The sequence below is a fragment of the Rhizobium moroccans genome (assembly GCF_057559155.1).
This window is the reverse complement of the sequence record NZ_JBHFJG010000032.1, coordinates 1-11,409: the sequence shown is the minus strand read 5'-3', so window position 1 is coordinate 11,409 and position 11,409 is coordinate 1. Positions and strand designations below refer to the sequence as shown.

The window sequence follows — 11,409 nt, the reverse complement described above, 5'->3', positions numbered from 1 at the left end:
CGTTGACGCCGCTCGCGCCCGAAATGACACCGATAGCGATCGCATTGAGGCCATTGACACTCATCGCATAGCCAATGGCGATCGAAGCATCGCCTGTTGCGCTGTTGGAGGTGCCCAACGCCACGCTGTTCGCGCCATTCGCTTGGGTACTGTTACCGATGGCGACGGCGTTGGGGGCTGACGCCGTGCCACCGCCGGCGGCATATTGTGCATGGGCGGGCGTCGCGAGGCCGATGGCGATCGCAGTCAACCCGCCGCTAACGCCCAGTGTTCCGAGCCCCAGACCCTTGCGCCGAATACCAAGAACACGATGGGCCATGCGGAGGATCGCCATCAGCCGCCGACGACGTGACCGGCCGTCGCTTTCACCTGCGATCTGCTTGTTGGGGACACCGAAACGGAACATGCGCTGAGTATGCCCTTGAATGCATTCAGTCATTGTACATTTTCCTCGTTGTTGCCCAGGCGCTCCTTGGGGTTGGAGTTCGCATCTACGCCTGTGGTATTCTCAGTATTGAAAGCGTCCCGCCGCAGCGCGCTTCCCATCTGCACGCCTTTGCTCTCGATGATTTGGCGGGCGCTCTCGAACCATGGCTGGGTCGGTGCGGGAACTGAATGGAGCGCGGCCTCTACCCGCTCCGGCGGCAGTTTGATCGCCATCAGCGTGCGGCAGACATTAAAATGCAGGTCGGCCTCCTGGTTCGCGAAAGCAGGGGAGGTCAGCCCGAACACGAAGCAGGCAAGCAGGTGATCGATTTCCGCCACGGTGAGCAGATTTGCATATTGCTGCTGCAGCGCGGCCCACGCTGCCTCGGTCTTCGGGGCGAAGATTTGGGTTTCCGGGAGCTGCGTGTCCCTGAACGGTCCAATACGCCACGTCGCATGATTGCCGGATAGATCCACAGCGCACCGATCAGTTGCCCTCGTGTGAAAAGGGGCAGATTCAAGTACCGGATAGTTTCGCAACCATAGGGAAGCACAATCATGAGAGGTGATATTTCAGGAAATTTCGCTTTCTGTCAGGAAATTGCGGAAAACGGCGACCATGCCACGAAATCGCGCTGCTTTGGACACAAGTCGTGGCTTTTCAGCACCAACTATCTGCCCGTCATTTAACCCCGAGTCGGGGTCCCCTCGGCACAGCATTGAAAATATTTGGTGATTCTATCGCCGCAGCCTTATCTCAGCTGGCGTCATCCGCTGGTATTTCCTCATCGTCGAAGTCAGGTGACTTTGGCTCGAGAAGCCGGTGAGATAAGCAATCTCGGCAATCGTCAAGTCGGTTTCGATCAGCATGTTCCCCGCTGAAATCAACCGCAGCATGATGACATACTGATGCGGCGATTGCCCGAACGTCTTGGTGAAGGCCCTGATGAAATGATAAGGTGAAAGATCGGAAATGGCCGCGAGTTCGTCCACCGATAGTGCGCGAGCAAAGTTTTCCTTGATATATTCCTGCACCCTGCGGGCGCTTGAGACGGAGAGCCCGCCCTTCGCCTTCGCCAGTTGTTTTCCGGTTCCGCAATAGGTTCTGAGAAGATGAATGCCGAAGAGGGTAATGAGCGAATCGATATAAAGTTCGCTCGCCGGTTCATGCCGGGCTAATTCCATCTTCAGCAATTCGGCGATGCGCCAGGCGGTACGGTCTACCGTTCCAAAGCTTGGTGGCTGAAGCTCAACCTTGGAAAGGTCAAGCTCCCGAAGGCCGAGATCGGCAAAGGTTTCGGTCCGTAGGGCAACGATCAGGCTTTCCTTGGTGAACGACCATTCAATACGGCCCTCCACATGCGCCGGCTGAATAACAAGCGTCCCCGCGGGAAAGTCATATTCTCGCAGCCGGTCGCTTGCCAGAGCAGCTCTTATCTTGGGGGAAGGCGCAAGGATCACCTCTGCAAAGTGGTTTTCCGACAATACCGTCTGTGATCCTGGCGGGCGGAGCGAATAAATCACCCCGCCGCCAGGTGTCACCACTCGCGGGCCAGCGCTTTCAGGAATGATCTTGAGAATACCATGATCGTTGTCACGCTGAGGTGGTCTGACGATATCCGCTTCCAGTCTATCTAGGTGCCGATTCATTCCGACATTCCAGCCTGCAGCATCCCTAAGGGCTGCTGCACTGCAGGACCAATGATTTTTGAGAGATTAGACGAAGTGTTGAAGCGGTGCTTCGGCTTTGAGATGACCGTTAGGACTCCGGCACATTACCCATTTACGGGACCGCGGGCAGCATCGAACCGCTGCGCCAACACGCCTGGTGCAGGACGGCCCCTCGTTGAACAGCTATCCAGTGACCTGAACATTCCTTGTATCATCCACGAGCCCGCCGCTGCGCAATTCAGAAAGTCCCGCTGCACCCCTGTAAAGGCTGGATACAGCACCGCGTTCTGCCGAACAGAGAAGCACAATCGGGCAGGGGCGGTATTTCATGAAACGCTGATTGTATCAAAAAATTGCGGAAATCTTATATCTCGTTGAAGCTGTATTATCTCGTTATGCTTCTTTTTAAGACCTATTGCGACGCAGTTCGGCGGGAGTAATGTTCCTGCGCCGCTTCATCATGGCCGTCAAATGGCTCTGACTTGAGAACCCACTGAGATGCGCAACGTCTACGATCCTTAAATTCCCCTCGCTCAATAACTTGGTCGCGAAACCCAACCGCAATTCGAGGATATATTGGTGTGGCGCCTGCCCGAAAGTTTGCCGGAAACTTCGCAGGAATTGGCCGGGCGGCAAACCGCAGACCAACCCAAGCTCCGCCACACTCACTCTCCGGGGGAAATTCTCGTGGAGAAACTCCCGCAGCAGTCGAGCTTTCTGGAGGGAAAGCTTGCCCTTCGCTTCCGCAGGCGGATTTCTTACCGCCGAATAACTCCTGAGGATATGAAGGCCAAAGAGAGTGATCAGGGATTCGACGTAGAGCTCGTTTGGCGTCTCTTGCTGCGTCAGTTCGGCTTTCAGCAACTCGGCAAAGCCCAGCGCCTTCGGATCGATTGTTCCGTAGGGCAGAATACGAAGCTCAACCGAATCCGTACCGAATTCTTGAAGCGCAAGCTCGACCAAACTGTCCGGCCTGATGGCTACGGCCGCATGTTCCATCGTCTGCGACCATGTCACGTCACATTCGACATCGGCTGGATGAACGATGAGCATTCCAGCAGGCGCGTTGAACGCGAAGGCCCTGTCGCTGGCGGATGCCACCCGCATTCCTGGTGCGGGTATCAACAGCACGGACACGACATGTTCCTTGTGTTGAAACCTCTGAGAACCCGGCGCGACAATGGTGTGAATCGCACAACCCTTTGAGGTAATGAGCCGAGGTCCGGCACTCGGGGGCAGGAAATTGAATGCCGCTCCCTCGGCTGCCTGGTTACTTCCGGCCGTTTTTTTCGGTGTGCTGCTTGCCACCAATGCTCCTCCTGCCGCGTAGTCTCGACGCATAGCGGCAGGCAGTTTTCATGCCACTGTAACAAACTATCGCCCGCACATATCGGCGGGGTATCGAGCGATTGAAGGCGCGAAGCGGCGTTCGGCACGAACTGCTTATATTCGCAGCAGACAGAATGGAAACTGCCTCCGTATTAGGCGGACCTAGGTTGAGGACCCGAATGATAGCCGGGATTGGAGAGCTATACCGACCGCAACTGATCCGGGCTTTTCTGCCTGTAAAGCATCATTTGGGTGGTGAGGGCGCGCCACCCTGAAAACCCGCTCAAACGCGCGACTTCCGAGAGCGGGAGCTCAGTTTCAAGCAATAATCTCTCGGCGGAATCGAGGCGAATCTCAAGCAGATACCGATCCACCGAAACACGGAAGGTCCGCACGAAAGATCGGGCGAAATGCCCCGGCGAGAGCCCGCAGATTTCGGCGAGCTCGGTAATCGTCAGTTTCCGCCTGAAATGCTCGTGCAGATAATCTCTTATGCGTTTGGCAGCGATAGGGGAAAGTTCGTCCGCTCGCGTTTTACTTGGTGAGGCGATGTTCGAATAGTGACGCAGGACGTGAATGCCCAGGATAGTAATCAGGGTATCCAGGTAGAGTTCACTGCAGGCATCCGGAGAGTTCATATTTGCTTTGATCAGCTCGGCAAGTTCCAAAGCGGTACGGTCGGGCGTCAGATGCGTCGGTCGGACCTCCAGGTTCACGCAATCGAATTGCCGGGCGGCAAGCTCCAGCATGCTTTCAGGCGATATCGAAACGAGGACGTTCTCCAATGCCGTGGCCCAGCGCGCCTTCCCGTCGACGCCGGCGGGATGCACGGCCAGCATGCCGACCGTGGCGGCGCTGGTTCGATATTTCTCGGAGCCGAAGGCAAGCTTAATTTCCGGTGACGGCGCCATGATCACGCCGATCCAGTGTCCTGTGGGAAGGAATTCCTGCGCGGTAGCAGGACGTTTGGAATGAACTGCTCCACCTCGAAACGCCATCATTCTCGGTCCTACATTTTCGGGCCAAGGGTCCAACAAACTGGCGTCTGCAAGTTTTCTAAGCACTTCCTTGGTCTCCCCCAATTTCGCTTCCAGCGCATTATTAACGTCATTCAAAGACTTAGAGCATCGACGAAAAGATATACCAGACGCAAGCGACCAATGACTTCGGCTTCAATCAGCATTGCATCAGACGCGATTCATCGTGTTTCGGAATACTGTCACCGTACCGAATCACATTCGCACCGCCAGGGAAAGGCCACCGGATAGGGAGAGATCGACTTTTCCTATCCGGTTGACTTCAGATCCGTCTTGGTTAGTTTTGCGTCGATGGTTCCTGGCGGGCATTCGCAACGCCGGGTGAAAAGGGAATACGGTGAGGATCCCATCCGGGGCCGAGGCCGTGACTGCCCCCGCAACTGTGAGCGGTGAGCAACCTCCAATTACCACTGGCAAACCCTTGCAGGACGCTGGGAAGGTGGAGGACGCGACGACCCGCAAGTCAGGAGACCTGCCATCACGATTGTAACCCGAACCGGGCGGGGAGTCCGGTCAGGAGAAGTGATGGGTAAGGCATCTTCCAGGCCGGTGGCGACACCTGCCTATTCCGTGGTCCAGTCCGCGCCGCATCAGTTCCTTGTCTGCAAGAGCTGCAAGCGAACCGAGCGCCATGGCCGGCCCGGCATATCCATGATCGCCAATTTGCGCTCTGCAATCGCCGTGGCTGATCTTTCCGCTCAGTTCGAAGTGACGGGGACCGCCTGCATGGGCGGCTGTGACCGGCCCTGCTCGGTCGCGCTGCGAGCTCCGGAAAAGGCAAGCTGGCTGTTTTTCAACCTCGATCCCGTCGACGATATAGCTGACATCGTACGGTTTGCGCGGCTTTATGCCGAGCTCGACGACGGCTGGTGCCGCTCCGTCGACCGTCCCGGCAAACTCGCGAACAACATCCTAGCGCGACTGCCGGCGATGATCTTGCGTCCGGCGGACGCATCGGCATGAGCGATATACTCTCTCTCGACCGTGTGAGCTGGGGGCCGCCGCGCCATGCAGATATCGTCAAGGACGTCTCCCTCTCCATTCCGCGCGGTCAGATTGCCGCCATCTGCGGTGCGAACGGCGCGGGAAAGTCCACCTTGCTTCGGCTCATCTACCGCTTCCAGCGTCCGCGGTCCGGCTCCGTCACACTCGATGGCCAAGACATCTGGACAATCTCGGCGCAACAGACCGCGCGCACCGTCGCCGCGGTTCTCCAGGAGCAACCGACCGATTTCGCCCTGTCCGTCCGCCAGATCGTCGCCCTGGGGCGTTTGCCGCACCGCCGCGGTTGGGGCGGCGCGGTTTCATCGCCGGGAATTGCCGATGCTGCAGTCATCGAAGGCGCCCTTGCCAAGATGGATCTGACGGGAATGGTCGATCGCCGGTTCGCCACGCTTTCGGGCGGTGAACGGCAGAGAGTGATGGTCGCAAGGGCGCTCGCTCAGGAACCGCGCCTGCTCGTTCTCGACGAGCCTACCAACCACCTCGATATCCGCCACCAGCTCGAGCTGCTTTCGCTCCTGCGAGGTCTCGGCCTCACCGTCGTCACGACGCTGCACGATCTCGGTCTTGCAGCGGAGTTTGCCGACAGGGTCATCGTTCTCCATCAGGGTCGCATATTGTCGGACGGGCCGCCTGACGATGCGCTGAGCGAAGACTACCTGGCGACCGCCTTCAACGTTAGATGCCGGATCGACCGCTCCGGTCCTCATCCCCGCTTCTCCTTTCATCTCTAGCCCGTGAGACAGCCATGATCCGCCCTGCCCTGGCCCTTCTTCTCCTTTCCGCCGTCCCGGCGCTCGCACACCCGGTAACGGTCAAGAGCTGCAATCGTGAGGTCACATTCGACGCGCCGCCGGAACGCGCGGTCTCCTATGATGTGAACATGACCGACACGATGCTGGCGCTCGATCTTCAGGACCATATGGTCGGCTATGCCGGGATCTCGCGCTATTACAAGATGGAGCCGGAGATATCGGCAAAGCTGGGTGACATCCCCGAACTCGCACCGAACCGCGCGAGCAAGGAGGTCCTGGCCGGCGCCGAGGCCGACTTCTTCTTCGCGGGCTGGAATTTCGGGATGTCCGTCGGCGGCGAGGTCACGCCCGAAACCCTCGAACCCTTCGGCATCAAGGTCTATGAGCTGACGGAAAGCTGCAGCCATCTCGGCCAGCGGCCGAAGATGACCATGGAGGATATGTATATCGACATCCTCAACATCGGCCGCATCTTCGGAATCGAGGAACGCGCTAAAGCGCTGGTCGACGGCTATCGCGCCCGCCTGAAGGAGATCACCAAGGATATCGACCGGTCGAAGCCGCTGAAGGTGTTCGTCTACGATTCCGGCGAGGACGCACCGTTCACGGCCGGTCGCAACGGCATGCCGACCGCGATCATAGAGGCGGCCGGGGGCACCAATATCATGGAGGATGTCGCCAAGAGCTGGACGGAAGTGGCCTGGGAGCCGGTCATCGAACGTAATCCGGAAATGATCGTCATCGTCGATTATGGCGATGTGAGCGCTGAACAGAAGATCGCGTTCATGAAGGGCAATCCGGCCTTCAAGGATATCGATGCCGTGAAGAACGACCGCTTTGCAGTTCTCTCCTATGTCGAGGCGACACCCGGACCGCGCAATATCGAGGCGGTCGCAAAACTCGCCAGGGCATTCTGGAGCAAGTAAGTGATGATCACCGCCGCCCTCGCCCCGCGCCGAATTGGGCTTCGCCTCGGCCTGCCCCTCGGGGCGGCGGCCATTCTGCTGCTATCCATCATCGTTGCGGTCTCGGTCGGTGCGGTTGCCATACCGCTTTCGACCGTATGGGGCGTGGCGGTCGACCATATACTGCCGGGCATGATCGAGCCGGACTGGAGCAACAGCCGCGCGAAGATCGTCATGGAGATCCGGTTCCCGCGTACGCTCCTTGCGGGATTGGTCGGAGCCGGGCTCGGCCTCGTCGGCGCGGCGCTTCAGGCCGTCACCCGCAATCCGCTCTCCGACCCGCATCTTCTCGGCATATCGTCGGGCGGCGCATTCGGCGCCATTCTGGCGCTCCTGCATATCGGAATGGTGATCGGTATCCTGACCGTGCCGGTCTTCGCCTTCGGCGGCGCCATGGCCGCAACCCTGCTTGTCCTCGGCGTCGCGCGCCTCGCCTCCGCGACCTCGGCGGATCGCCTGGTCCTGGCCGGCGTCGCCGTGAGTTTCGTCATCATGGCCGCCGGCAACACGCTGATCCTGATCGGTGACCCGCGCGCCACTCACACCGTCGTGTTCTGGATGCTTGGCGGCCTCAGCCTTGCGCAGTGGTCTCATCTTGTCTGGCCCGCAGCGGTGCTGGTAATCGGCGGTCTATGGCTCTGGTCGCGTGCCGAGGCACTCAACGCCATGTCGCTGGGGGATGAAACGGCCGCGACACTCGGCATTAGCCCGGGCGGGTTTCGAATGACGGTGTTCGTCGTTTGCGCACTGATCACCGGCGTCATGGTGGCGTTTTCCGGCGTGATCGGATTCGTCGGCCTCATGATGCCGCATCTGGTCCGCCTTCTCGTCGGTGGCGACAACGCGCGTGTACTGCCCGGCTCCGCTTTCTTCGGCGCCGTGTTTCTCATCTGGGCCGATGCGGCCGCGCGTATCCTGATGGCGCCAGAGGACATCCCGATCGGTATCGTGACTGGCCTTTGCGGAGGCATCTTCTTCATCTGGATGATGGCGAGACGGTCTTCATAAACATGCCAGCTGCCTCCCCATGAGCCAGAGAGTACGGGCTGGGGGACCGCGTTGGACGACCCGAAACCCATGGCATACCGAGCGCTACACACGCGTCCTATACCACGCCCGTATCGTCGTCCGGCGGCCAACGTCTTGCTGGCTTAGCCAAGAGGCCGCGACGGCGGTTTGAGTCCGCGAGCGCCCAGACAGCGGCATTGTGGTGCCAAGCGCCGCTCGCGAAAAGGCCTAAGCCGGAACAGGGCACCCCAGCGATCCGCATGACCGGAACGTATTCAGGCGCCCGGCGTGGAATCTTGTATTCACAGGTGCGCCGAGTTATGTATATCCCAATAGGATATACCGGAGATGCGCCATGACCCGTTCCACGGTCTTTATCAGCAATCGCAGTCAAGCGGTCCGGCTTCCCAAACCTGTCGCCTTCCCGGAGGACGTGCATCAGGTCGATATTCTCAAAATCGGCCGTAGCCGGGTGATCGTGCCGCAAGGCAAACGCTGGGACGATCTCTTTTTGAGCGGCCCGCGCGTGAGCGAGGACTTCATGAGCGAGCGTGAGCAACCGGTGGCGGAAGAACGCGAGCCGTTCTGATGCTGACCTATATGCTCGATACGAATATCTGCATCTATGTAATGAAGAACTATCCGCTAGAACTGCGAGAAAAATTCAACACGCTGGCCGAGCAGCTCTGCATATCGAGCATCACGCTCGGAGAACTGCATTACGGGGCTGAGAAATCGGCCCGCCGCATCGAGAACCTGGCGGCGATCGATCATTTCGTGGCGAGGCTGGAAGTGCTGCCGTTCGCGGAAAAGGCGGCGGTGCATTACGGGCAGGTTCGGGCGGAACTCGAGCGGGCCGGAATGCCATGTGGTCCGCATGACATGCAGATCGGCGGCCATGCCCGCAGCGAAGGGCTGATCGTCGTCACCAACAATATGCGGGAGTTCGCTAGAATGCCGGGCCTCCGAACAGAAAACTGGGTATAGCCGCTCCGCGCTCACCGCAGTCGACGTTTTTAAGACTGGAGAGGGAAGGATGGAAGCTCAGGACGAGCCGAGGCTCGGGCGGAAGATTTTCGGGGTATAAGGGTCGGAGCCGCGACCCGGATCCGATCGTCCGCCGAAGCCGCGCCGTTTGTAAGCAGATCCAAGGCGTTTGACGCAATCTGGTCGAATGGCACGCGCAGTGTCGTCAGCGGGGTCGGTAGATGACTGACGATAGGAATGTCGTTGTATCCCACCACTGAAACATCGTTGGGCACAGAAATCCCGAGACGGGAAAGACCGGAAAGAGCCCCGATCGCGGTATTGTCGTTCACGGCAAAAATCGCGGTGGGAGGATCTTTCAAGCGCATGAGCTGCTCGGCCGCATCTGCTCCGGCGTCGATTCCGAATGTCGATGGGACAATGCTTTCCCGACGAACTGAAATCCCTGCTTCTTCCAGTGCCTGCCTGTAACCTTCGACGCGTCCGAGGGCGCTGGATGCATAGGAAGGGCCGGCGATTACGCCGATGTCACGGTGACCGAGATCCAGGAGATGGCGCGTCGCAAGGTATCCACCCAATCTGTCGTCACCAATCGAAGAAAGGCTTCGTCCATCTGTACGGAGGGCCAGGACAAAAGGTACGCCCCTAGCGACGAGCTCATCAGGAAAATCATCATCCTCACGTGCTGTCGAAAGGATCAACCCATCAACGCCTCGCTTTAGAAGTGACTCGACTGCAAGCCTGTCCGCCTTGGGTTTATCATCGGTCGTCGCGACGATGGCGAAGCGGCCGCTTTTGCTGCACGCTTTCGCCAGGGCTTCATAGAGCATCGCCATGACCGTATCGGTCAGCCGCGGCACAATCACACCAACTGTCATCGTTTTGCCGCGTCTGAGGCTGGCAGCGGAGACATCTCGAACATAACCCATATCCTCCGCGATCTTCCGGACGCGGCGCGACGTCTCGTTGTCTGACCGGGGAAGCCGTTCATCCAGGATGCGCGATACTGTGGATTTCGAAACGCCGGCAGCCGACGCGACATCGAGGATGGTTACCCGTGTCTGGCGGTTTGCGTCTTCGGACCTTGAATCCATTTTCCTTTTTTCCGTTTACAGCGTTCTCGCTACTCAATGCCCTCAACATGCATCAAAAAAAATATTGACTCCAGCAAAATCGGAAACGATAGTGGGAACGTTCCCATTAACGATCCCATCGCTGATCGCAAGTCGGACAGCGGCTATCAAGGAGGAGATATCCCATGCAGGCAATGGATTTGAGAGGCCTGAGCCCGGCACCCGTTACCGCGTTCACCCGCGACGGAGAGGTCGATTATGCGGCCAATGCCCGTATCGCGAAGTGGCTCGCACGCATGGACGGGGTGAAGAGCCTTGTCATTCTTGGCCATGCCGGCGAAGGCACATTCCTCACCGAGGAAGAGCGCCTGAAGCTCATCCGCACCTATGTCGAAGCTGTCAATGGTCAGGTTCCGATCATCGCCGGAATTACTGGCGAAGGTACAAGGGTTGCCGCGGAAGAAGCCAAGAAGTGCAAGGCTGCAGGCGCCACCGGCGCACTCGTCTACCCGAACCATGGCTGGCTGCGCTTTGGCTTCCAGAAGGGTGCGCCGCAGGACCGCTATAAGGCGATCTGGCAGGAATCTGGACTGCAGTGCATCCTGTTCCAGTATCCGGATGCCACCAAGGCTTCCTACGACCTGGACACCCAGCTTGCCATCGCAACCCAGGACGGCGTTGTTGCCACCAAAAATGGTGTCCGCAACATGAAGCGCTGGTACATCGAAATTCCGGAACTCAAGAAAGCCAATCCAGACCTGCAGATCCTGAGCTGCCATGACGAGTGGCTGCTGCCGACCATGTTCGATGTTGACGGCCTGCTTGTTGGCTACGGAAACATCGCACCGGAACTGCTGATCGATCTGATCAAGGCCGGAAAGGCGCAGAACTATCCGGAAGCCCGTCAGATCTTCGAACGTCTCCTCCCGGTTACCCGGGCCGTCTACCACCGTGGCTCCCATATGGAAGGTACCGTCGCCCTGAAGCTTGGCCTCGTTCATCGAGGTGTGCTTGACCATGCCACCATCCGCGAGCCGCTGAAGAACCTCGGCGAAAAGGCCGAAGCGGAAATCTTCGCAGCCTTCGAGGCCGCTGGCATTGGCCGAGCCGAACAGCTGATCGCCGCTGAGTAACCAGCGACGCCCCCGCCGTCGTG

General features: G+C 58.8%; 12 protein-coding genes, 1 pseudogene and 1 riboswitch. Of the genes and pseudogenes, 7 read left to right on the top strand and 6 right to left on the bottom strand.

Annotated features, from left to right (window positions below; genetic code table 11):
* From ACE04I_RS16635 to ACE04I_RS16615, 5 genes and pseudogenes are all read right to left on the bottom strand, one after another.
* Positions 1 to 439 (bottom strand): annotated as a pseudogene (locus ACE04I_RS16635) (hypothetical protein); the annotation flags it as partial.
* A complete protein-coding gene (locus ACE04I_RS16630; protein ID WP_487207297.1) occupies positions 436 to 903 on the bottom strand; it encodes a hypothetical protein in 468 nt (155 codons plus the stop codon). The pseudogene ACE04I_RS16635 and the gene ACE04I_RS16630, both read right to left, overlap by 4 nt.
* 261 nt (positions 904 to 1,164) lie before the next feature.
* Positions 1,165 to 2,076: a helix-turn-helix domain-containing protein gene (locus ACE04I_RS16625; RefSeq protein WP_487207296.1), complete on the bottom strand. Its 912-nt coding sequence runs from the start codon at positions 2,074 to 2,076 to the stop codon at positions 1,165 to 1,167.
* 426 nt (positions 2,077 to 2,502) lie between these two features.
* The gene (locus tag ACE04I_RS16620; RefSeq protein WP_487207295.1) at positions 2,503 to 3,405 is read right to left on the bottom strand and encodes a helix-turn-helix domain-containing protein; all 903 of its coding nucleotides are present in this window, start codon (positions 3,403 to 3,405) and stop codon (positions 2,503 to 2,505) included.
* A 221-nt stretch (positions 3,406 to 3,626) separates the two neighbouring features.
* Positions 3,627 to 4,427 carry a helix-turn-helix domain-containing protein gene (locus ACE04I_RS16615; RefSeq protein WP_487207294.1) on the bottom strand — a complete coding sequence of 267 codons (801 nt, stop codon included), beginning with the start codon at positions 4,425 to 4,427 and terminating at the stop codon, positions 3,627 to 3,629.
* Positions 4,428 to 4,738: 311 nt separating this feature from the next.
* Positions 4,739 to 4,957, top strand: a riboswitch (cobalamin riboswitch).
* 31 nt (positions 4,958 to 4,988) lie between these two features.
* On the opposite strand from ACE04I_RS16615, the gene ACE04I_RS16610 reads away from it, so the two are divergent.
* From ACE04I_RS16610 to vapC, 6 genes are all read left to right on the top strand, one after another.
* Positions 4,989 to 5,426 (top strand): DUF1636 family protein, encoded by a 438-nt coding sequence (locus ACE04I_RS16610; RefSeq protein WP_046797302.1) that lies wholly within the window; start codon positions 4,989 to 4,991, stop codon positions 5,424 to 5,426.
* Positions 5,423 to 6,199 (top strand): ABC transporter ATP-binding protein, encoded by a 777-nt coding sequence (locus tag ACE04I_RS16605; protein WP_046797301.1) that lies wholly within the window; start codon positions 5,423 to 5,425, stop codon positions 6,197 to 6,199. The genes ACE04I_RS16610 and ACE04I_RS16605 overlap by 4 nt, the downstream gene beginning before the upstream one ends.
* A 14-nt stretch (positions 6,200 to 6,213) precedes the next feature.
* Positions 6,214 to 7,146, top strand: a complete 933-nt coding sequence (locus tag ACE04I_RS16600; RefSeq protein WP_487207293.1) for an ABC transporter substrate-binding protein — start codon at positions 6,214 to 6,216, stop codon at positions 7,144 to 7,146.
* Positions 7,147 to 7,149: 3 nt separating this feature from the next.
* Entirely contained in the window at positions 7,150 to 8,193 is a 1,044-nt protein-coding gene (locus tag ACE04I_RS16595; protein ID WP_487207292.1) for a FecCD family ABC transporter permease, read from the top strand.
* Positions 8,194 to 8,548: 355 nt separating this feature from the next.
* The gene (vapB, locus tag ACE04I_RS16590) at positions 8,549 to 8,782 is read left to right on the top strand and encodes a type II toxin-antitoxin system VapB family antitoxin (RefSeq protein WP_046797298.1); all 234 of its coding nucleotides are present in this window, start codon (positions 8,549 to 8,551) and stop codon (positions 8,780 to 8,782) included.
* Positions 8,782 to 9,180, top strand: coding sequence for a type II toxin-antitoxin system tRNA(fMet)-specific endonuclease VapC (vapC, locus tag ACE04I_RS16585; RefSeq protein WP_046797297.1), 399 nt, complete (start codon positions 8,782 to 8,784; stop codon positions 9,178 to 9,180). The genes vapB and vapC overlap by 1 nt, the downstream gene beginning before the upstream one ends.
* Before the next feature lie 29 nt (positions 9,181 to 9,209).
* Here the strand turns inward: vapC and ACE04I_RS16580 are convergent, their stop codons facing one another.
* Positions 9,210 to 10,274 (bottom strand): LacI family DNA-binding transcriptional regulator, encoded by a 1,065-nt coding sequence (locus ACE04I_RS16580; protein WP_046797296.1) that lies wholly within the window; start codon positions 10,272 to 10,274, stop codon positions 9,210 to 9,212.
* A 164-nt stretch (positions 10,275 to 10,438) separates the two neighbouring features.
* On the opposite strand from ACE04I_RS16580, the gene ACE04I_RS16575 reads away from it, so the two are divergent.
* Positions 10,439 to 11,386, top strand: coding sequence for a dihydrodipicolinate synthase family protein (locus ACE04I_RS16575; RefSeq protein ID WP_046797295.1), 948 nt, complete (start codon positions 10,439 to 10,441; stop codon positions 11,384 to 11,386).
* Positions 11,387 to 11,409: the final 23 nt, after the last annotated feature.

What these genes read in the sequence shown, in the direction of transcription:
- ACE04I_RS16625 (WP_487207296.1), bottom strand. Translation starts at nt 2,076, where the DNA reads ATGAATCGGCACCTAGATAGACTGGAAGCGGATATCGTCAGACCACCT.
- ACE04I_RS16615 (WP_487207294.1), bottom strand. Translation starts at nt 4,427, where the DNA reads ATGATGGCGTTTCGAGGTGGAGCAGTTCATTCCAAACGTCCTGCTACC.
- ACE04I_RS16610 (WP_046797302.1), top strand. Translation starts at nt 4,989, where the DNA reads ATGGGTAAGGCATCTTCCAGGCCGGTGGCGACACCTGCCTATTCCGTG.
- ACE04I_RS16605 (WP_046797301.1), top strand. Translation starts at nt 5,423, where the DNA reads ATGAGCGATATACTCTCTCTCGACCGTGTGAGCTGGGGGCCGCCGCGC.
- ACE04I_RS16600 (WP_487207293.1), top strand. Translation starts at nt 6,214, where the DNA reads ATGATCCGCCCTGCCCTGGCCCTTCTTCTCCTTTCCGCCGTCCCGGCG.
- ACE04I_RS16595 (WP_487207292.1), top strand. Translation starts at nt 7,150, where the DNA reads ATGATCACCGCCGCCCTCGCCCCGCGCCGAATTGGGCTTCGCCTCGGC.
- vapB (WP_046797298.1), top strand. Translation starts at nt 8,549, where the DNA reads ATGACCCGTTCCACGGTCTTTATCAGCAATCGCAGTCAAGCGGTCCGG.
- vapC (WP_046797297.1), top strand. Translation starts at nt 8,782, where the DNA reads ATGCTGACCTATATGCTCGATACGAATATCTGCATCTATGTAATGAAG.
- ACE04I_RS16580 (WP_046797296.1), bottom strand. Translation starts at nt 10,274, where the DNA reads ATGGATTCAAGGTCCGAAGACGCAAACCGCCAGACACGGGTAACCATC.
- ACE04I_RS16575 (WP_046797295.1), top strand. Translation starts at nt 10,439, where the DNA reads ATGCAGGCAATGGATTTGAGAGGCCTGAGCCCGGCACCCGTTACCGCG.